The 21,512-nt window shown below is 40.7% G+C and carries 21 protein-coding genes, 1 other RNA gene and 1 pseudogene; 13 read left to right on the top strand and 10 right to left on the bottom strand.

Annotation, left to right across the window (positions count from 1 at the left end; translation table 11 throughout):
• Positions 1–22: 22 nt before the first annotated feature.
• On the bottom strand, positions 23–757 hold the full coding sequence (gene trmN / locus PR766_RS00115) for a tRNA(1)(Val) (adenine(37)-N(6))-methyltransferase TrmN (protein WP_006661280.1): 735 nt from the start codon (positions 755–757) through the stop codon (positions 23–25).
• A 159-nt stretch (positions 758–916) separates the two neighbouring features.
• On the opposite strand from trmN, the gene PR766_RS00110 reads away from it, so the two are divergent.
• From PR766_RS00110 to srmB, 4 genes are all read left to right on the top strand, one after another.
• Entirely contained in the window at positions 917–1,648 is a 732-nt protein-coding gene (locus tag PR766_RS00110) for an IclR family transcriptional regulator (protein WP_036975011.1), read from the top strand.
• Between the two features lie 2 nt (positions 1,649–1,650).
• Complete coding sequence (gene hutG, locus PR766_RS00105; protein ID WP_006658684.1) at positions 1,651–2,568, top strand: formimidoylglutamase; 918 nt, start codon at positions 1,651–1,653, stop codon at positions 2,566–2,568.
• 316 nt (positions 2,569–2,884) lie between these two features.
• Positions 2,885–4,090 (top strand): sodium/glutamate symporter, encoded by a 1,206-nt coding sequence (gene gltS / locus PR766_RS00100; protein ID WP_006661277.1) that lies wholly within the window; start codon positions 2,885–2,887, stop codon positions 4,088–4,090.
• Between the two features lie 180 nt (positions 4,091–4,270).
• Positions 4,271–5,608: an ATP-dependent RNA helicase SrmB gene (gene srmB, locus PR766_RS00095; RefSeq protein ID WP_006658686.1), complete on the top strand. Its 1,338-nt coding sequence runs from the start codon at positions 4,271–4,273 to the stop codon at positions 5,606–5,608.
• 44 nt (positions 5,609–5,652) lie between these two features.
• On the opposite strand, the gene PR766_RS00090 is transcribed toward srmB, so the two are convergent.
• Together PR766_RS00090 and grcA are read right to left on the bottom strand one after the other, a co-directional pair.
• Complete coding sequence (locus PR766_RS00090; RefSeq protein WP_006658687.1) at positions 5,653–7,101, bottom strand: ankyrin repeat domain-containing protein; 1,449 nt, start codon at positions 7,099–7,101, stop codon at positions 5,653–5,655.
• A gap of 160 nt (positions 7,102–7,261) precedes the next feature.
• Positions 7,262–7,645 carry an autonomous glycyl radical cofactor GrcA gene (gene grcA, locus PR766_RS00085; RefSeq protein ID WP_006661276.1) on the bottom strand — a complete coding sequence of 128 codons (384 nt, stop codon included), beginning with the start codon at positions 7,643–7,645 and terminating at the stop codon, positions 7,262–7,264.
• Positions 7,646–7,984: 339 nt separating this feature from the next.
• Here grcA and ung point away from each other — a divergent pair, with 339 nt between their 5' ends.
• Entirely contained in the window at positions 7,985–8,665 is a 681-nt protein-coding gene (gene ung / locus PR766_RS00080) for a uracil-DNA glycosylase (RefSeq protein WP_006661275.1), read from the top strand.
• 79 nt (positions 8,666–8,744) lie between these two features.
• On the opposite strand, the gene grpE is transcribed toward ung, so the two are convergent.
• A complete protein-coding gene (grpE, locus tag PR766_RS00075) occupies positions 8,745–9,335 on the bottom strand; it encodes a nucleotide exchange factor GrpE (protein ID WP_006658690.1) in 591 nt (196 codons plus the stop codon).
• Between the two features lie 116 nt (positions 9,336–9,451).
• Between grpE and nadK the strand changes: the two genes are divergently transcribed.
• From nadK to bamE, 3 genes are all read left to right on the top strand, one after another.
• Entirely contained in the window at positions 9,452–10,336 is an 885-nt protein-coding gene (nadK, locus tag PR766_RS00070; protein ID WP_179896740.1) for an NAD(+) kinase, read from the top strand.
• Between the two features lie 85 nt (positions 10,337–10,421).
• On the top strand, positions 10,422–12,083 hold the full coding sequence (gene recN / locus PR766_RS00065) for a DNA repair protein RecN (protein WP_006658692.1): 1,662 nt from the start codon (positions 10,422–10,424) through the stop codon (positions 12,081–12,083).
• 112 nt (positions 12,084–12,195) lie between these two features.
• On the top strand, positions 12,196–12,588 hold the full coding sequence (bamE, locus tag PR766_RS00060) for an outer membrane protein assembly factor BamE (protein WP_006658693.1): 393 nt from the start codon (positions 12,196–12,198) through the stop codon (positions 12,586–12,588).
• Between the two features lie 224 nt (positions 12,589–12,812).
• Here the strand turns inward: bamE and PR766_RS00055 are convergent, their stop codons facing one another.
• Together PR766_RS00055 and PR766_RS00050 are read right to left on the bottom strand one after the other, a co-directional pair.
• Positions 12,813–13,106, bottom strand: a complete 294-nt coding sequence (locus tag PR766_RS00055; RefSeq protein WP_211886192.1) for an RnfH family protein — start codon at positions 13,104–13,106, stop codon at positions 12,813–12,815.
• Positions 13,099–13,533 (bottom strand): type II toxin-antitoxin system RatA family toxin, encoded by a 435-nt coding sequence (locus PR766_RS00050; RefSeq protein WP_006661273.1) that lies wholly within the window; start codon positions 13,531–13,533, stop codon positions 13,099–13,101. The genes PR766_RS00055 and PR766_RS00050 overlap by 8 nt, the downstream gene beginning before the upstream one ends.
• Positions 13,534–13,686: 153 nt before the next feature.
• Here PR766_RS00050 and smpB point away from each other — a divergent pair, with 153 nt between their 5' ends.
• The 4 genes from smpB to PR766_RS00030 all read left to right on the top strand — a co-directional run bounded on the left by smpB (position 13,687) and on the right by PR766_RS00030 (position 15,920).
• Entirely contained in the window at positions 13,687–14,169 is a 483-nt protein-coding gene (smpB, locus tag PR766_RS00045; protein WP_154636370.1) for an SsrA-binding protein SmpB, read from the top strand.
• Positions 14,170–14,216: 47 nt separating this feature from the next.
• Positions 14,217–14,580: a transfer-messenger RNA gene (gene ssrA / locus PR766_RS00040) on the top strand.
• A gap of 435 nt (positions 14,581–15,015) precedes the next feature.
• Positions 15,016–15,228, top strand: coding sequence for a helix-turn-helix domain-containing protein (locus tag PR766_RS00035; protein ID WP_006658698.1), 213 nt, complete (start codon positions 15,016–15,018; stop codon positions 15,226–15,228).
• 422 nt (positions 15,229–15,650) lie between these two features.
• Positions 15,651–15,920, top strand: a complete 270-nt coding sequence (locus tag PR766_RS00030) for a hypothetical protein (protein WP_006658699.1) — start codon at positions 15,651–15,653, stop codon at positions 15,918–15,920.
• A 66-nt stretch (positions 15,921–15,986) separates the two neighbouring features.
• Here PR766_RS00030 and PR766_RS00025 read toward each other — a convergent pair whose 3' ends face one another.
• Positions 15,987–16,226: a helix-turn-helix domain-containing protein gene (locus tag PR766_RS00025; protein ID WP_036966831.1), complete on the bottom strand. Its 240-nt coding sequence runs from the start codon at positions 16,224–16,226 to the stop codon at positions 15,987–15,989.
• A gap of 232 nt (positions 16,227–16,458) precedes the next feature.
• Between PR766_RS00025 and PR766_RS00020 the strand changes: the two genes are divergently transcribed.
• A complete protein-coding gene (locus tag PR766_RS00020) occupies positions 16,459–16,758 on the top strand; it encodes an HdeA/HdeB family chaperone (RefSeq protein WP_006658701.1) in 300 nt (99 codons plus the stop codon).
• A 327-nt stretch (positions 16,759–17,085) separates the two neighbouring features.
• Here the strand turns inward: PR766_RS00020 and gpJ are convergent, their stop codons facing one another.
• From gpJ to PR766_RS00005, 3 genes and pseudogenes are all read right to left on the bottom strand, one after another.
• Positions 17,086–20,748 (bottom strand): TipJ family phage tail tip protein, encoded by a 3,663-nt coding sequence (gene gpJ, locus PR766_RS00015; RefSeq protein ID WP_036975026.1) that lies wholly within the window; start codon positions 20,746–20,748, stop codon positions 17,086–17,088.
• A gap of 60 nt (positions 20,749–20,808) precedes the next feature.
• Positions 20,809–21,414 carry a tail assembly protein gene (locus tag PR766_RS00010; RefSeq protein WP_006658704.1) on the bottom strand — a complete coding sequence of 202 codons (606 nt, stop codon included), beginning with the start codon at positions 21,412–21,414 and terminating at the stop codon, positions 20,809–20,811.
• Positions 21,411–21,512: pseudogene (locus PR766_RS00005) on the bottom strand (peptidase P60); the annotation flags it as partial. The pseudogene PR766_RS00005 and the gene PR766_RS00010, both read right to left, overlap by 4 nt.

The raw sequence follows: 21,512 nt of genomic DNA, 5'->3' as shown, positions 1-21,512 counted from the left end.
TGAGTCAATCACTGATAGGCTTTTAATATTTAAGGTAGAAAGGCTGAATCAAGGCAATAAACTCATTGGTATAACTCCCCTCTTGCTGTTTCAGCGTCAAAGATGAAATCTCGGTCTCCATCTCCTTCTGTGCCAACCCTAATAACATACGATGATATGGAGTATGTAATTTATCTTGAATCTGCACACGATAAGCTAAACTCCAACCACTCGTGAGCGCCATGTCCTCAACCTTCTCCCCAACATCATAAGGCAAGACTAAGCAAAAAATACCTTCAGGTGCTAGACAACGCTTGGCGCTATCTAGTAACACTTGATGATTAAGTGTGCGGGTATAGCGCGCTTGATCCCGCTGTTCATCTCGACAGGCCACTGCGGGTTCAAAGTAAGGTGGATTGCTGACAATTAAATCATATTGCCGATGAGGCTGTTCACTAAACGTAATAATATCCTGATGAAATACCTGCAATCGATCAGACCATGGCGATGCATTAAAATTTTCATGGGCCTGCGAAGCGGCATCCGCATCAAGTTCAACGGCATCAATATGCAACTGAGTATTACGCTGAGCCAACATTAATGCGATTAAACCACTTCCACTACCAATATCTAACGCGTATTTTGCAGGGCTTACTGGCGCCCACGCACCCAGTAACACCCCGTCCGTTCCGACTTTCATTGCACAACGATCATGGGCAACAAAAAATTGCTTGAAAGTAAATCCGCCTTTTCGATAACGCTTTTTTTGTTCGCTCATACAGCCACTCTGGTTTGAATATGATTTGCGTACACATTCTCAATTTCAGTCCACAAATCTAGAAATTTAATTCAATTACAATAATATTATTCTCATAATATGAGAATGTGATTTGTTAGTGATTTTTTTTACTGCTAAGTTCGAGAAAAAGGAGATGCCATGAACAGTATTAATCGAACACTAGATATCTTATCGTTTGTCACAACTTGTGCATCTCCCGTCACACCACAAACTATTTCTAAAGAGCTTGATATTCCAATCTCAACAGTTTATCGACTTTTAACTATTCTCATAAATTGGGAATTCGTGACTTACTCTAAACAGTATGGCACTTATACCGTCGGTGCGCAGAGTATCAAAACCCAAGAAAAATACTATCACCATAGTTTATTGATGACTTCGTCAAAATCGGAGCTTCACGCATTAGCGAAAAAGACCCAAGAAACCGCGGCAATTATTACCGCTAATCTACGGGAAACCATTTGTGTCGATAAAATTGATAGTGAACAAGCCGTACGCTGCTCTTTCATTGTGGGGCACGGTAATACAGTAATCCGAGGCGCGAGTGCCAAAACCCTCTTAGCGTACAGAGATGAACAATACCAAGAATTGGTCTTTGAAACCCACGCAAAACAGCTACACAAAGATAACTATTTGCAAAAATTAAAACAGGATTTGGTGCAAATTCGCCAACAGGGTTATGGCATCTCCGTTGGTGAAATTGACGCTGGCGTTTTTGGCGCTTCAGCCCCCGTGTTCAAAGGGAATGATATTTTAGCTGTCGTCTCAGTGATGGCACCTGAATTTCGGGCAATTAATCGCGTCGATGAGCTCATCAAAGCGACATGCCAAACAGCACAAAATATAACAAAACTGATTAACTTGGAGTAACTATGACACAACCTTTTCAATGGCAGGGTCGTACTGATGGTGAAACACCTGAACATTTGCGGATCCACCAAGTCATCAACCAATGCTCACCTGCTGAGTTTGCCATTCTAGGCTTTGCTTCGGACGAAGGTGTTCGTCGTAATAAAGGTCGCCTAGGGGCTAAAATGGGGCCGGATGCTATTCGCCGTCAACTTGCAGGTCTGCCTATCCACCAGCCGCTCGCCATTCGTGATGCAGGGACGGTTAGCTGTGATGATGGCAATTTAGAAATCGCTCAACGCCGCTTATCCGATGAGATCATTTCCATTCTAGAACAACAACAAAAACCGATTGTGTTAGGTGGTGGGCACGAAGTGGGCTTTGCCAGTTTCCAAGGTGTTTTTGATTATATTCACAAACATCACCCGGAAAAAACCATTGGGATCATAAACTTTGATGCGCACTTTGATTTACGTGAAGCTGACGAAGCCACCTCTGGTACACCATTTTTACAATCATCACAACTGTGTGCCAAACATCAGCGCCCTTTCAATTACTTATGCTTAGGTATTGCCGATCATGGTAATACCAAAGTGTTATTCGACACAGCAGATCGCTTAGGCAGTCACTACATTCGTGATAAAGCATTAACTCCGAGTTTATTGCCACATGCTATTGAAAAAATTAAGCAATTTATAAATTCAGTGGATTTCCTGTATGTCACTGTGGACCTGGACGTATTTTCTGCCGGTATAGCTCCGGGAGTCAGCGCGCCTGCCGCCAGAGGCATTTCCACTGAAACATTTGATGAATTGTTTAACGTCATCAAATCTAGCGGCAAGATTACGCTATTTGATATCGCTGAATGTAACCCTGAATTTGATATTGATAACCACACATCAAAATTAGCAGCTTACTTGGTTTACCAATATTTATTCTAAAAACAACAAACACAATAAAACGACTGATAAACAATTTTACCTTGTCTTTCAAAATATAAATAAAAACTTAGTCAACTAAGTAACTAGTTAACAATAAACAGCACTGAGGTTCGAAATAGCCAACAACACTGTAGTTTGAAAATTAAGCGTATTTATCTCTTTCATCATAAAGATATTTATACCCTTGGATTTCGAGTTACAGCTAGGTGGTGAATGAAGGTATTCCTAGGAACATACTCAAGTATGTGGCTAGGGTAGCTGAGAGAAACCAACAGCGCTGTAGCACGAAAGACAAGGTATAAAAAAAGGGAAAAATATGACGTTCCACATCGACACACTCACCACCCTCTTCTTGACTGTAATTTGTTTACTAATGGGAGTTCACCTCAAAAAGCGTATTGAATGGCTACAACGTTTTTGCATTCCTTCGCCGGTCATTGGTGGATTTTTAGTCAGCTTACTTATCTGGGGATTAAAATCTTTCGACTTAGCTGAAATCTCATTTGATACCAGCTTACAAACTTTCTTAATGGTCGCATTCTTTACCACTGTCGGTATTGATGGCAGCTTCCGCGTATTAAAAAGCGGCGGACGCTTATTAATCACTTACCTTTTAATTTGTTGGACCTTAGTCATTTTCCAAGACACATTTGGAGCAGGCCTTGCCCATTTATTAGGTATTGACCCGGTTATCGGGATCATGGCGGGCGGCGTTTCTCTCACCGGGGGACATGGTGGTGCTGCTGCATTTGGCAGTATGGCAGAAGGGCTTGGAGTGCAATCCGCAACTGTCGCCGCGATTGCTGCGGCAACATTTGGTTTGATTTCTGGTAGCTTGTTAGGTGGACCTATCGCGAGCTATCTCATTAAGAAACACAAGGTGACCATTCAATCCGAAGAAAATGTCGAGAATGTAAAAGTTGAAGAAAAACTGGCGGGTAAAATCGACTCAATCGATGCTCATGCTTTCTTAAAAATGTTAGCTCTGATTTTAGGTGTCATGGTCGTGGGGCAGTTTGCTTCTGCGCAATTTACTAAAGCGACCGGTTTTTCTTTACCAAGCTATGTAGGTGCAATGATTATCGCAATTATTGTGCGAAATATTAATGACCAAGCTGAAATTGTTCGTATTAACCAGAAATCAATCAATTTAATTTCTGATGTTTCTCTGGGGTTATTCTTAACCATGGCGATGATGTCGCTAAAAATTTGGGAATTGAAAGTCATCGCCCTGCCGCTCTTCATCATTTTATTGGCGCAGACTGTTGCTATCATTCTGTTTATTGTCTTCGTTGTCTTCAGACTCCTTGGTAAAAACTACGATGCTGCCGTCATGTGCTCCGGCATGATGGGGCATGGACTGGGCGCCACGCCGAACGCGATGGCCAATATGTCATCGGTTTGTGAGCGCTACAAACATGTGTCGATGAAAGCGTTTATGATTGTGCCACTCAGCGGTGCTGTGCTGATCGACCTCGTCGGTATTCCTTACCATACTTGGCTAATTAACATGCTTAGCTAATTCCACATCTTTTCCTTACCTGCTATGAAAATGTCTTACGGACAACACCTCATAGTAGGTAAGGCGCTTCCTTATATACCCCCCGCTAACAAAAACAGGTAAACTCTGCACAAAGCTGATTTTTGTGGTGAACAATTTTGCTAACCTGTTTATAATCAGCGCCCCAAATAGAGGTATATCATGACTGCATCCACATTTTCTGAACTTGAGCTTGATGAAAGCCTGATCACTGCGCTGACCAATAAAGGTTATGAGCGCCCGACGGCTATCCAAGAAGCGGCCATCCCTGCTGCAATGGATGGGCGAGACGTTTTAGGTTCAGCCCCAACCGGAACAGGTAAAACCGCGGCATTCTTGTTGCCAGCCATTCAGCATTTACTTGACTTTCCAAGAAAAAAATCAGGGCCACCTCGCGTCCTGATTTTAACACCAACTCGCGAACTCGCTATGCAAGTCGCTGACCAAGCCAAAGAGTTGTGTGCACATAATCATTTAGACGTTGCCACAATCACAGGCGGCGTTGCTTATATGAACCACGCTGAAGTCTTCAGCGAAAACCAAGATATCGTCGTCGCAACGACCGGACGTTTGCTGCAATACATTAAAGAAGAAAACTTTGATTGCCGCGCGGTCGAAATTCTGATCCTCGATGAAGCAGATCGGATGCTCGACATGGGCTTTGCTCATGATATCGAAACCATCGCAGGCGAAACTCGCTGGCGTAAGCAGACCATGCTATTTTCCGCGACCCTTGAAGGGGAAGCTATTCGCGATTTCGCTGAACGTCTGCTTGAAGATCCTATCGAAATTGATGCAGAACCATCACGTCGCGAACGTAAAAAAATCCAGCAGTTTTACTATCGTGCCGACACTTTAGAGCACAAAACTGCCCTACTTTGCCATCTTCTTAAGCAGGAAGATGTCACTAAGTCAATTGTGTTTGTGCGTAAGCGTGAACGCGTTCGCGAAGTCGTGCAGTGGTTACGTGATGCCGGTATTGAACCTTGTTATCTTGAAGGTGAAATGGTTCAAGCAAAACGCAACGAAGCGGTTCGCCGTTTAGTGACAGGACAAGTTAAAGTCTTGGTTGCTACCGATGTAGCCTCTCGTGGATTAGATATCGAAAATGTCAGCCATGTGTTCAACTTCGACTTACCGCGTACTGCAGATGTCTATCTGCACCGTATTGGTCGTACAGGTCGAGCAGGACGCAAAGGTACTGCCCTCTCTTTAGTGGAAGCTCACGATTTCCCTCTACTGGGTAAAATCACTCGCTACATTGAAGATCCAATTAAAATCCGCGTGGTGGATTCTTTACGACCAACAACAAAAGCGCCTTCTGAAGCGATGCTAAATAAGCCGAAGCCATCTAAGAAAGTGCTGGCTAAGCGTAAAGAAAAGAAAAAAGAAGAACAAAGTAAGAAAAAAGAAAAAGTACGCCACCGCGATAAGAAAAATATCGGTAAACGCCGCACTCCTGTGGCGCCATCGACAACCGATAGCAATAAAACCAAGTAAAACACCTAAAAGTGATACTCATAAAAGCGGGCTTCGGCCCGTTTTTAATTCATTAGTTTATATACTTTCTCTCTCATTATCCGGCTTTCATGGGTCAATGACTCTGCTTTTATCATGTGATTATCTAAAATATCGCGGCAATTATAGCCTTGACTATTTTCCATTCGCCAGTCAGCACCACTCGATAATAATAATTCAGCAACCTCTAAAGAGTGACTATTTAAAGCGTCATGCAATGGAGTATTTCCTAAATTATCTTTAACATTGACCATTAAGCCATTACTTAACAAAATTTCTGATTGTGCGACTCTTCCACTTTGAGCAGCCAAATGTAAAACTGTTTTTTGTTGAGCCAATTGCATTTTTTTAATTCCCTGACCATAAGGGGATTCCAACAATATTTTAATGAATTGACTATTTCCAGCTCGAACAGACTGCATTGCGAGCTTATCAATATCACAGTGCTTATTTTTCATTGAAAGTAGCGCAATAAATTCGTTTATATTTTCTCTCTTAATTGATGTTTTACAGCTTTCTTGCCAATTAGAACTTCGTCGTTGCTCTATGTTTGGAAGATCATTCAACATAGAATCCGAAGTTTTATCAAATTCACCTGTAATCGCATTCCAATTATTCCATGGTTTATGTTTGCACATCATCCTTATAATCTTAACCATTGAATGTGCAATAAAGCTCCTGGTCAACAAACGGTGTGGTAACCAGTCTTTCCAAGAATTATGTTCGCTATAAGCCATTTTGATACAATTTCCCAACGCAGAAGGGATTGGTAACCTGTTTTGCAGTACATCAAGCCAATCATATTGAACAGTATAAAAGCGTATCAAACCTTCATCTGCTCGCTGTTTAGCAATGTTATAATCCATCCCAATTTTATGTACTGTGTTTTGTGCAAGCCCTGACGGGCTAAATGAAATACAAGGTGATTGACTTGCCAATGCTGCTATCGATGCTAGCCCTCCCCCTAAAGAGTGCCCAGTGCAAATAATATTGCCTTTAACCGCTCGATATAGAATATTCGTTAACCCCACAGCCTGAAAGAATTGAGGTTCGTAATATCCTAATCCTTGTCGAATATTCGCATAGAAATCGACAATATCATTCGTTCCCGCAAAACAAATAATATATAGACCATTAAAACAACAAATATTCGATTGGAAACCGGTAAATTCATTATTTAAAAGTTCTGCATCAATACCTAACGCGTTAATTTTTGACGTACTGAGTTTTTCTATTCCATGAATATCTCGCCAATTATGATGATAAGCACCTTGTGAAAGTAGCGCTAAAAGATAATCTTTATTCTGTGCATCTCTTCCTAAAAAATCCTCCCGCATTATATTTTTAGACCATTTATCACGAGGACTGCATAACGATTCCAAAAATGTATTCTGTTGATATAAATTTAAACCTTCCTCAACAAATGAAAGTTCATCCTTACTTACTGTCTGCTGTATTAATGTACTCAATGGCATAAATTCTCCCTAACAAATGCTGTATGCTGGAAGAATATTGAAATATAAATAACTAAGGAGGGAAATAATCTACTTTGTTAGAGACAAATAAAAAAGCCATTGAGAACAATGGCTTTTAGAATTTATTAAGATAAGAGATCTATTGACCCCTTAATGTTTATTACAGGCTTTCAGTGAAAGTACGGGTAATAACATCGCGTTGTTGTTCAGGCGTTAATGAATTAAAACGCACGGCATAGCCAGAAACACGAATCGTTAATTGAGGATATTTTTCTGGATTTTTCACTGCATCTTCTAATGTTTCACGGCTTAATACGTTAACATTTAAGTGCTGACCACCTTCCACACGTACAGTCGGTTTCATTTCCAGAGGAACTTCGCGGTACTCAAAAGCACCTAATTCATCTTTAGCAACAACCTGACCTTCGTTATAATCCGCTTTCGCACACACACAGCGAGCTTCATTTGACTCGCTATCGATTAACCAGAAAGAATTAAGTAGTGCAGCATTATCACTTTTTGTAATTTGAATACCAGTAATCATCTCGACCTCCACGTTCGAATCAGATTTTGATCAACCTTTACTAACTATTTTTAATCGCTGTTGATTGGATAATTGGTCTAACCAACCTGTTTATCTAATATATACCAGCTAGCCCCCTCGCTTTCTTTGATATTTATCAATTATTTCGTATGGTAATTAACCAAACTCGTGCATCTTTATGATTTAAATCAATATTCATAAATGGATTTTTTAATTATTTTTGTAGATTTTCAAAATAATTTTAAATAATTTAAGGGGGTTAAGATGGAACAACACTTTATCTATGCGCCATGAACCAGTAAGCTAAGCACTATAAAACACATCACTATGGAATAATTCATGTCAAACACGATGACTTGGCACGACGTAATCGGTGCAGAAAAATCACAGCCTTACTTTAAAGATACCCTTGCGTTTGTTGCTAAAGAAAGAGAAAACGGCAAAGTGATCTATCCTCCACAAGAAGATGTTTTCAATGCTTTTCGTTATACAGAATTGGGTGATATTAAAGTCGTGATATTAGGGCAAGACCCTTATCATGGTCCGGGGCAAGCTCATGGTTTATCCTTTTCAGTGCGTCCAGGCATTAAAGCACCACCATCACTTGTAAATATGTATAAAGAACTTGAGAAAGATATTCCTGGATTTGTTCGCCCAGACCATGGGTATCTCCTAAGCTGGGCACAGCAAGGTGTTTTATTGCTTAATACTGTACTAACCGTTGAACAAGGTCATGCCCATTCACATGCACATTTAGGGTGGGAAGCGTTTACAGATAAAGTTATCCAAGCAATTAATGACCATACTGAAGGCGTTATTTTTCTGTTATGGGGCTCACACGCGCAAAAGAAAGGTCGCATTATTGACACTAAGCGCCATCATGTACTCAAAGCGCCTCACCCATCACCACTATCCGCACACCGCGGTTTCCTTGGGTGTGGTCACTTCTCTAAGGCTAATCAATTACTTGAGCAGCAAGGCCGTACCCCTATCAACTGGAACCCAGTTATCCCTGCGTAATAGCAATCTATGGATATAAAAATGGGATGCTTAGCATCCCATTTTGTTCTATATCCTAAAATCATATCTCGTTCTAAACTTATTTAGAAACGATCACCATCGCAGGGCGCAACAGACGATTATTTAAGGTATAACCTTTTTGCATCACGTTAATCACTTGACCAGCACTGTGGTCAGGAGATTCAATCATGGTCATCGCTTGGTGAACTTCAGGGTTGAATGGCACATTTGCCTCATCAACAGGCACAATACCAAACTTAGACACTGCATCTAAGAACGTTTTTAGCGTAAGATCCAAACCTTCTAGCATTGCTTTGGATTCTTCACTTTCACGGTCTGCCGCGTCAATAGCGCGCTCTAAGTTATCAATCACAGGCAACAATTCATTGGAAAATTTCTCAAGTGCAAACTTGTGGGCTTTTTCAATATCTTGTTCTGTGCGACGACGAATATTTTCGATTTCAGCATGAGCACGTAGCATTGCTTCACGTTCAGTTTTACGAGAAGCTTCAAGTTGCTGTTCAAGCTCAGCAATACGCGCGGCTAACGCTTGTTCTTCTGCTTGTAAATCAGCTTGTTGAGTTTCTACTTCTTGCTCTGCTTGCACTTTTTGTGTTTCATTTTGCTCAGAAGCTTGCTCATCATGCATGTTTTGTTCTTTACTACTCATGAATATCTCCGCGTATTTAGCAATAATTCTATCTATGGGAGTATTATGGGGATCTAATACAGGGATTCAAGGGAAGTCATACAACGAGGAGTTAAAAAAGTATGCAAAAGGCTAAGATGACACCATCTTCACAATTTAAAACTATCGGTATTGTCGGACACCCAAGGCACCCTGAAGCACTGGCGACCCATGAACTCATCTACCATTGGCTCATTTCAAAAAATTACCATGCAATCATTGATAAGCAAGTGGCTAAAGATTTGAAATTAAAAGATGCCAATACAGGCACTTTAACAGAAATCGGTCAGCAGGCAGATTTAGTCGTTGTAGTCGGAGGGGATGGCAACATGCTCGGTGCTGCACGAATTTTATCTCGCTATAACAATAAGGTTATTGGCGTAAACCGAGGTAATTTAGGATTTTTAACTGACCTTGATCCTGATAATGCACTCCAACAACTGTCTTGTGTTCTTGAAGGAGAATATCATGAAGAACAGCGCTTTTTATTAGAAGCCCAAGTTATCAAAGCAAATCAAAAGGCCCGTAAAAGTAGCGCAATTAACGAAGTGGTTCTTCACCCAGGAAAAGTCGCACACATGATTGAGTTTGAAGTCTACATCGATGAGAAATTTGCCTTTTCTCAGCGCTCTGATGGTCTAATTATTGCGACACCAACAGGTTCAACCGCCTACTCTCTTTCCGCAGGTGGTCCAATTTTGACACCGAATTTAGATGCAATTGTGTTGGTACCAATGTTCCCACATACCCTATCATCTCGCCCACTCGTGATTAGCAGTGACAGCAGTATTCGTTTGAAGTTTTTACGTACAAATATCGATTATGAAGTCAGCTGTGATAGTCAAATTATGCTCCCTATCCAAGATGGTGAAGAAGTCATTATTAAACGCAGCTCAAAGAGTCTGAATTTAATCCACCCTAAAGATTATAATTATTTCAATACGTTAAGCTCAAAGCTCGGTTGGTCTAAAAAAACTTTTTAATTTTTTCACTCTGCCTCTTTACTGTATAAAAAAACAGGTTAAACTGTATGAAAACACAGTTGTGTATTTAAACAGGAGAGCGCAGATGCTAACCCAACTAACCATCAATAATTTTGCCATCGTTCGTGAGTTAGAAATCGATTTTCGTAGCGGTATGACAACAATTACAGGTGAAACCGGTGCGGGTAAATCCATTGCTATTGACGCTCTCGGTTTATGTTTAGGCAACCGTGGGGAAGCCAACATGGTGCGCCCAGGAGCTCAACGTGCTGACTTATGTGCACGTTTTTCTTTATCTGATGCACAAATGGCAACAACCTGGCTGATTGAACATCAACTTGATAATCATAACGAATGCTTACTACGTCGTACCATTGCTGTTGATGGCCGTTCTCGCGGCTTTATTAATGGTGTTTCTGTTCCGCTTTCACAGTTACGTGAACTGGGTGCGCTACTGATTCAAATTCACGGTCAACATGCTCACCAATTATTGTTAGATAGTGACCATCAGCAATCTCTGCTTGATGCGTATGCAAATCAGCAACAATTACTCGCTCAAATGAAGCAAACATGGCAAACATGGCATGAATCTTGTCAGCAATTGGCTATTTTTCAAAAACAGATGCAAGAGCGTGAATCTCGTCAGCAGTTACTTGATTACCATTTAAAAGAATTAAATGACTTTCTCCCTATCCAAGGGGAATTTGAAGAAATTGACCAAGAATATAAACAATTGGCTAATCATGGGCAATTTCTCACCATTGGACAAACTGCTTCACAAATTCTCACCGAAAGTGATGAGGCTAACGTTATTAGCCTATTGAACATGGCAAAAAATGAATTGACTGACTTAGTCACTCTAAACCCCAAATTCTCTGGATTACTGGATATGCTAGAAGAAGCCTCTATTCAAGTTAGCGAAGTCAGTGATGAAATTAAACATTATTGCGACCAGTATGAATTAGATCCAAATCGCTTATTTGAATTGGAACAACGCATTTCCAAGCAAATTAGTTTAGCCCGTAAGCACCATGTGACACCTGAAGCTCTACCAGAGCTCTTTCAACAATTAGTCGAAGAGCAAAATCAAATTGCTAATCAAAATGAAGATTGTGAAGCCCTCAATGCACAAGTCCTCGCTGACCACCAAAAAGCATTAGAGTGTGCAGAACGTTTACACCACGTTCGTCTACATTATGCACAAGAGCTGAGCCAATTAATTACAAATAGTATGCATCAGCTCTCTATGCCCCATGGCTTGTTTACTATTGATGTCAAATTTGTTCCTGAAAATCTACAAATTGATGGTGCTTGCAAAGTGGAGTTCAATGTCACGACTAACCCTGGACAACCACATCAAGCGTTAGCAAAAGTTGCATCGGGGGGGGAATTATCTCGCATTGCTTTAGCTATCCAAGTGATTACAGCGAAGAAAATGGACACCCCTGCTTTAATTTTCGATGAAGTCGATGTGGGGATTAGTGGACCAACCGCTGCCATTGTTGGAAAATTACTACGTGAGCTCGGAGAATCCACTCAAGTCATGTGTGTGACTCACTTACCTCAAGTGGCAGGGTGCGGTCACCACCATTTTTATGTCAGCAAAGAAACCAATGGCGTAGAAACGGAGACGCATATGCAATTACTGGATAAAAAATCAAGATTACAAGAGCTTGCAAGATTACTAGCAGGTTCTGAAGTCACCAAAAACACGCTGGCTAATGCAAAAGAGTTGCTCGCAGCTTAAATTTCGACAACTTTTTTTATCTCCTGTTGTCTTAGAGTCGATCTGGAAGGTTTTAAATTGTATCAATGTCGATTATCATTGATGTTCTGACTCCAAAAGGAATGAGATATCCATGCGTTATAAATTGTTAACTGCTGCTGCACTATCATTCGCATTAATGTCCACAGGCTGTTCAATGATGGAACGTCTTGTCTATCATCCGGATATTAACCAAGGTAACTATCTGACAGCAAAAGATGTTTCGAAAATTAAGAACGGAATGACACAGCAACAGGTTGCTTATGCTTTGGGCACCCCAATGATGACTGACCCGTTTGGTTCTCAGACTTGGTTTTATGTTTTCCGCCAAGAGCTGGGACATGACCCAGTGAAGCAAGAAACATTAACGCTGACGTTTGATCGTAATGGTATCCTGACAGATATCAAAAACGAAAAGAACCTTGAAGCTCAGCAAGCCATGGAAGCTGGTGAAGTTAAAGCATCAGAACCAAAAGTAGCGGAATAACACCCCATATTGCTTAACGCTTGAGAGAGTATAAGTAACTACCTGAGATCCTTTAAATCATGGAAACCAACAGGTAGTTACTTTAAGATAATTCACTGCAAGTGTTTTCTTTAAAATTGTAGCGTTTCACTCTCTTATCCTCTGCGAAATAGTATTTATTAAATAAAAAAACCGAGCTTTCACTCGGCTTTATTTCACATCAATACATTCAATGATGTTGTATATTACTTGTTGTTTTCTTTTGATTTTTCAGCTCGTTTACGGCGTAGTTCTTTTGGATCGGCTATCAATGGGCGATAAATCTCAATCCTATCCCCCTCTTGCACCACATCCCCCAATTTAGCTGGGCGGCTGTATATTCCGACTTTATTTTTCTTTAAATCGATATCCGAGCGCAGCGTTAAAATACCCGATGCAATAATTGCATCTTCAATCGTGGTTCCTTCTGCAACCTTCACTGAGAGCAAAAATTGCTTTTCAGGTAACGCGTAAGTTACTTCAATATTGATATCAGACACGGTAGACGACCTTAGCACGAGACGTAAATGCTTGAACCATATTGTTGGCCAGCTCTTTAAATATTTTGCCAAATGCCAGCTCAATAAGCTTATTGGTAAACTCAAAATCGAGATGGAACTCAATTTTACAAGCATCAGCACTCAAAGGAATAAACTGCCATCCCCCTGATAACGTTCTAAAAGGTCCTTCGACTAATTGCATTTGAATACGTTTATTGTCTTCCAATGCATTTTTCGTAATAAACGTTTTACTAATTCCTGCTTTTGAAACCTCAACTGAGGCCGTCATTTCATCAGAACTGTGGCTAATAATGCGACTTCCAACACATCCTGGTAAAAAACTTGGATATGAAATCACATCATTCACAAGTTTATACATTTGTTCCGCGCTAAAAGGGACTAACGCAGAGCGACTAATCTGTGGCATATCAATTCCTATCCCCAAAAACTGCGCATATAATAGCACCATTAGTGGGTTACTCAAAAAACAAAACCCGTACAGGGCAAGAAATGCACAATCACAAAAATATCAGTGTTGAACGATTTCATTCAACGCATCTTAACGTATAATGAATGAACTATGACAAAGAAAAAACCATATAAACCCGGTTCAGCAACAATTGCTATGAACAAACGTGCTCGCCACGAATATTCTATCGAAGAGGAGTTCGAGGCGGGTTTATCCCTACAAGGTTGGGAAGTTAAATCATTACGTGCAGGCAAAGCCAATATTGGTGATAGCTACGTTCTCTTACGTGATGGCGAAGCTTATTTGTTTGGTGCAAACTTTACACCACTAACTGTCGCCTCATCTCACGTAGTTTGTGACCCAACACGTAGTAGAAAATTACTTCTTAACCAACGCGAATTAGATACACTTTATGGACGAGTGAATCGCGAAGGTTACACAATTATCGCCCTTTCCCTCTATTGGAAAAATGCGTGGTGCAAAGTCAAAATTGGCGTTGCTAGAGGTAAAAAAGCCCACGATAAGCGTTCTGATATCAAAGATAGAGAGTGGCAATTAGATAAAGCACGTATAATGAAACATTCTAATCGCTAAGTCCTAGCTTTATAGAGTTATTTTCTGTTATACTGCAATCACAACTTGGGGCTGATTCTGGATTCGACGGGATTTGCGAAACCCAAGGTGCATGCCGAGGGGCGGTTGGCCTCGTAAAAAGCCGCAAAAAAATAGTCGCAAACGACGAAAACTACGCACTAGCAGCTTAATAACCTGCTTAGAGCCCTCTCTCCCTAGCCTCCGCTCTTAGGACGGGGATCAAGAGAGGTCAAACCCAAAAGAGATCGCGTGGATGCCTTGCCTGGGGTTGAAGCGTTAAACTTAATCAGGATAGTTTGTTGGTGGCGTGTCTGTCCGCAGCTGGCAAATGAAATTAAAGACTAGACTAAGCATGTAGTACCGAGGATGTAGAAATTTCGGACGCGGGTTCAACTCCCGCCAGCTCCACCAAATTTTAACTGTCAGTGATGTGACAACAGCTTTAAAAACAGTAAGTTAGTAAAGTTGAGCAGACAGTAACATTACCCAGAATGGACTTCGAAATGCACGTGAAATGCACGCGCACTAGAAAAATAGAAAAGCTCACTCCGGTGGGCTTTTTTATTGTCTTTTAAATACAGCCTATATGGCGCAGCAGTATATTCCCCTGAAATAGTATCATATTGATTTTAAATGTATTTTTATTTATGATTGATTTAAGAATTTCAATTATACATTGTAACCTATTGATTTATATTGTAGTGATAAAGAGTTTTGAGGAATCCCTTTTATCACAAACATAACACATCCCTCCCCCTCACTTCACATCACAATTTCTACACATTTCGTCACAGTAATTCACTCTCGATGCCATCATCATCAAAAAACCATACATGGTAAACCACAATGAGCAAGAAAATCCTCGGCATATTCATCAAACAAAAACGCATCGAGAAAAATATTTCAATATCTGAAATTGCAAATCATCTAACAATCTCAGAAGCTATGTATATTCGCGTTAAAAACGGGAATGACTCAATCTATGTAGATGACTTAATGACTATAGCTGAAATGCTCGGTGTTGATGAGCGTGAAATTTTGAAGATGGAAGATGTATGAAAAGAAATAACAACTAACTGCACGGATAAAAAATACCTAATGTGATGAAAAACCATGATATGCGGCTTCTATGCTAGAAAAGATTAGCAATACAATATCTATAAAAGCAATGAATTACACAAAATTACATCATTAGCAAAATACCTTTCTTATACACCTAACTTCTTATAGGACAAAAGCTTTCCATTACTAGATATTCCTTCTAACAAAATATTTTGCTTACAATCTTAAGCCTATTTAATATAATTACTGCCAAAATGAATGAACTAAAGTTTATGTCTACCAGCTCTTACCTTAACAAAACTATAATTTTGTTAAGGTCGATAATCTAAGAAAAGCAAATCTAAAAAATTTCTGACTAAATTTGATATTCAATAAAAGTCATTTCACTTAAAATTTCACTTCAAAATATTGGAGACTTCATGAATATCACTCAATTATTTCTATTAGCTCTAAATTGTATCAATGAGCATCGGGAACCATCACATACTGAGCAATCAATAATTTATGTATTCTATAGAACAAACATTGCTGGATTGATTTCTATAGATGAATTTATGGACAAATTCGTTGAGCTATCCGTTTACTGCGATTCATCAAAACAAAACAAAGCGTTTGCTATCAAACTTATAGAAAAATATTTACATCTATCAGCAAACAAACTGACAGCGATAAAAAGTATGCCTACCTAATAACAGACACTCCAAAGCTGCTCTTAATAATGAGGAATGTCTAACTAATTCACTTAATAGTTAACGCTACTGAATTTCCCACATCACCTCATTAAAAAATTCTTTAATATCAACACGTAAAATCTTAAGAGCTGAAACCAAAGTATCTATATCTATTTTATTTATTCCTCGTTCATAACGATATAACTGCTGTGCGCTTTTACACCCTATCAGTTGAGCAAATTCAACAGCAGTATATCCAGCGTCACGTCTCAGACCTTTAATCTTATTTCCAATCAATGTTGTTACTAAGACATCAGAACTCATGCTTCGATACTCCATTCATATAATTAGACACAATCTATTATGCTCTCAAACCTCTGGATTATTCACTTTTCCAACTTCTAAATCACTTATAGAGAATCGATAAGTGATAATTGTAATTTGAAAATTTAAAATCTCCCTATAACTTTATTGACTTTACTAATATTTCTTATTATTTGTAGACTACAGATTTATTTCAATAGGCGTTATCACTAGAAAACGAAGAGGAATATTTATGAATAAGTTTCTAATTTCTGCTTGCATGATTGCATCAAGTGCTCTGTCCTTTAATGCATTAGCCGCAGACAAAATGACCTCAACTCCCGAAAATATGACATGTAAAGAGTATGTGGACTTAAACCCTAAAAGCTGGGCTCCAGTTGCCTTATGGGTAACATCACAAGATACTCAGTTTAAAAGTGGAGACTGGGTGGCATTATCTGAACAGAGCGTTGCGGAAGCTCCTTTAATCCTTGAGTTTTGCAAGAAAAAACCTGAAGGAACTTTAAAAGATTACCTTGCTAGCAAAAAATAAAGTTTTTTAACTGGTAATAGCCGCAGTTTAATTTCTGCGGCTAATTAGATTACTCGCAGCAATTCTATTTTCTGTACCCTGATTCTTGATACCAATACAGTGACAGTTTTATTAACTTCACTGCTTCAATGAGTTAAATAGAATCACTCAATATTAACTGAGACTGATCTTTTTATTGCTTTGATGAGTGTCCCCTCTTCTTTGAATATTTCAGCTCGCTTTGTATTTGTAGTACTCGATACAACGACTGCATATGCACGCAAAGATACAAATATACTTCCTCCAAATCCTGTGGTTGGAATGGGAATATCACTGCTCATTAATAAGCTATATGGAAATAAATGAAGAAGAATTATGTTTACAAGCGATAATCATCGCGGGATGAATTGTAGTCTTGCAACCGTTTTTATGGTACGTGATATATCTAATTGTCACCTTCACATCTTTAACCGCCGCTTTGAGTGTAGTATACAAAGAACAAATCAGTCTTCGATCTTTTTCTGTCGCTATTACCGTAGTTTGAGGCGAGTATTTAACTCCATTGATGATAATTTCTACACGAGTAGAGTGAATCGCGCCGGGCACAGATCCCTCCGCAGTGAACTGCATCGTTGGCATCAATAAATCAACATCATAAGGCATTCCACCCTTATAAATTACCGATGTTTCTATGATTTGGTCATAACGCTTACCATGAATCTCGCTCTTAGATACCTCCTTATAAATTGTCGCGGTTGCATTATCACCAACAAGTTTGTCTACATAAACAGTTCCTCTAAATTCACCATCTCTAGCATAAATCTTTCCTCTAAATATCCCGTCATTAAATTCAGGGGTACCATTTTTATTAATTTGCCATCCTGATTTACCCGAAACGAAATTATTCGACTGAATCACACTTCCTATCTTGGCATTGCTAATCGAGGCATCGGCGATGAATGATTCGCGCATGAAAATTTGTCCATTTTTCATGAACATCAAGGGTTCCATTTTTCCTCGTGTTGGATTAAAGAAAGCAAAATTATTTGCATTAAATCCAATGAACGATTCAATTTTCCCCGCCTTCACTTCAGCACTAATAACCATACTCGCGGCACTATATTTTTTCCCATCCACCATGATTGTGATGTTTGTATTGTGCATCGCGTACCCGGCATTTTGTTTAAATTCCGCCTGCATCTTAGAGTTAATCAGCGCACCTTGATTATCCAATTTCGCCTGAACTTGCTTCTGTGATTCACTGAAAGACCTGTCTAAATTCGTCACCGCTTTATCAAGCCGAACAACGCCTGCGTTTACCCCATTAATTGATGCGGTCACTTGTGCGTATTTTTCTGCCCACGATTTTCGTTCATCCGCAAACGCACGCTCTAACGTTTTATGTTGAGATTGTGACTGTTCATGGTTTACCGTAACCTCTCTCTTCACTTCTTTAATTGCTGCACTATTGACTAACACCGACTCATTCAGCCAATCAAGTTCTTGAGAGAGCTGTTTCCCAGCATCTGTCGACATGAAATGCTCGTTCAAATCCGGCAAGATGGTATTCACATCAAACTCTGATTCTCCTCGCACCCATTGAGTCCACTCGGATTCATTACCCGATTTATCAACAAGTCTTGCTCTGAAGTAAAATACGATACCAGCGGCTAAACCTGCCATCTCATAGTTTCTTGACGGATAAGGGACATCAGATAACAGCATCAAATCTTCACCATTAGGGGTCTTACTGTACTGAATTTCCGTTTTCAATGTGTCACTAGTATTTTCATCAAACCCCCAATCCAACTTAATGCCAAACACCCTTGGCGAGGCTTTAAAATTGACAGGTTTCGGTGGATTACCCACTTTTCCTGTCAGGCTAGTTTCGGGGGCATTTGTCCAAGCACTAGAAATTTCAGACGCATTAACCGCTCGAACTCGCACTTGATATCGACCAGAATAAACGCCCTCAATATCAAACCCCAGTGATGATGTCCTTGGTGCATTGACCCAGTTCCCGTTATCACGACGCCATTGCGCTTCATAAGCAATCGCATTTTCAGCCGCGTCCCAACTGACACTGAGCGTAGTCAACGCCATGCCTTGGTCAACTCTTGAGTAAGACGTGATTTCGACCTTTTTCGGTGCAGGCTGAACGCGAGGCGGAATAACCGTTACGGGACGTTCGTCAATGCGAGCACCTGAATCGATATGGTCATAATGGTCAGGATTATGGATAGCACCGCTAATGGTGTAAGTGTTATCGCCGTTATCGCTGATATTAATCACTCGATATAGCTGGACCGCTAAGTCATCAGAATCCACCACCCACACGGTCTCTTTCTGTGGTATTTGGGAATATTCAACAGAAACTGTAACCACTTTTTTATTTACTGAAGTAACGGTTCTCCCTTCTGATTTTCCGTCTGGTAAGTTGATGATCAGGCGATCACCCGCTTTAATTGATGTCTCTCTATCAAGAGTAATACTCCTTCCTTTCGCGGAAGAGATACGCCCACCGTTATCACGCCCAGCTAAATTTGAATCAGCTACCGCGATAATATGACCCGGTGAGGGAATTGCCCCTTCTAACCCCGTGGCAAATGTGATCATGCGGTCATTTGCGTTAGTCAGTAATGCCCAGCGACCACGTCGATTCGCTTCACTTCGACGGGTACACCCAATTGCAGAGAGTTCTACTTTACGCACGCCATAACGATGCTGAAGTTTTAAATCTGCGACCGCCTCGATATCATCTTTGCTGTGGTTATCCGTATCCGTAAATGAAACTAAGGCTTGGGTGTAGCGATTTTGGATACTGCCCCCCGAGTAAGACGGTTTTCCCCCAACGATATTGGCATTGGTAAATGTACGAAAAATACTGGCTGGCATATCGGCAACCGCATTGACTTTATTGTCCGCCCAGAAGGTCATTCCTCGAAAAATAGCCGCAATATCCCGTAATACGGTATACGCTGCCTCTTGTGATTGAATATACACATCACATAAAAAACGAGGCTCTTTTCCCTCGCCTCCTCGTCCATCAGGCACCCATTCATCACAATACTGTGCGATTTTGTACAAATCCCACTTTTCAATCTGATGGGCTTTGATTCTGTCACCACTGCCATAACGATTGTTCAGGACTAAATCATAAAACACCCAGGCGGGGTTATTGGTTGCCGCCAGCTTAAACGTTCCATCCCAAACACCCGCGTACGTTCGATTCACAGGGTCATAATTTGTCGGCACTTTAACTAACAATCCCCCTTTCGGACGAACACTAATTTTAGGGATACGGTTGTTAAATTGACGGGCATTAAATGTCACAAAGAGAAGCGCCGTATTAGGGTAACGTAACTTGGCGTCAATCACCTCGGTGACCGCAGCAATCGAGACTTTATCGGCAATACGAGCGGTATTCTGATTTTTGGTGAGTCGCCGAACGCGCAATTGCCAACCTGTCGTGGCTGAGGGTAAATCGATACGATGGGTGCGCTGATATTCACTGGTCGTTTTACCATCAAATGCAGACTTAACGAGTTCTTGATACCCAGCACCGTCTGTAGATAAATCAATCGCATAGACAATGCGATATCCCGTTGTATCACCATTATCGTGTTGACGCATTAACTGAGGCACTGAAAAGCGAAGGCGAATAGCGGATAACTGCGTATTATTAATCATTCGGATATACGGCTGATCGTCTCGCAGCTCTACACCCACGGCGTTGTCATTATCAACCGACGGTATCCCTTTGATATACTCTTGTTGCTCGCTACCGGGGCGAAACTCCCATGTTACCCCTTCGAAGTTTTTCGTTCCATCCGCATTACCAATTGGCGTCTCATCTAAAAAAATACGCGTATCATCCAAGCCCCCCGCAATTTCCCCCTCAGAAATGGCTAACAGAATTTTTGCAGTCGATTCTGAAAGCAAATTATCTTTGGCTTCTACGGGCGTATGACCGCCCCCTCCGCCACCTTTAGCGCCGTATATCGTTTCCATATTTCACCCATAAAAAAACGGCACTCAAGCCGTTTCCGTATATGATAAAGATTAATTTTGTTATTTTTGGTCTTCGGTATAGATACCCGCGGAGATAATCGCACCTCCGACTTCACGGCGGTCTAGTCCATATAACAGCGGCACAGGATTGCCCTGCGCCGTGGTATTTACAGCACCACCAAATGCATAGGATGGCTTATTATCCGCATCTTGTCGCATGGATAAGCCTTGAGGCTGGGGTGAGAGCATTTGCACCAAACCACCGATTGCCATAGCAGCACCACTCAACGCCAATGCCCCTCCCCATGTCCCTGCAGCGGTAAATGCGACAGAGAGACCTCCCGATAAAAATGCGGCAGCACCAATTAGTGCAACCCCTAAAATAGTTTGGAAGAAACCACCCCGTTTACTCCCTTTAATTACCGGAGCAATGCGAATTTCTTCACTGGTATCAAGATGCAATTCGTCTTCAGCAATATTGCGCTGACCTTTAAATACCGCAAATTCCAGCCCTTTCAGATGCGCATTGGCAAGGAACTGCTCGAATCCATCATAGAGTACCGATAACGCTTTAATCGCTTCACGCGGAGAATCGATAGCAAGTTGATGTTCGCGACCAAATTGGGTACCCAAAACACCATAGAGTCGTATTGTTTTTAAACTCATGCCAACTCCTTACGTCTGACTATTTTCACTGTCCTATCACGCCAATAATCACTGTATGGAACGATGCGGCTGAGCTGACCGTATAAGTGGTGAAGCAG

This window comes from Providencia sp. PROV208, assembly GCF_028479465.1.
In the GTDB taxonomy this organism is placed as follows: domain Bacteria; phylum Pseudomonadota; class Gammaproteobacteria; order Enterobacterales; family Enterobacteriaceae; genus Providencia; species Providencia alcalifaciens.
This window is presented reverse-complemented; position numbering and strand designations above follow the sequence as displayed.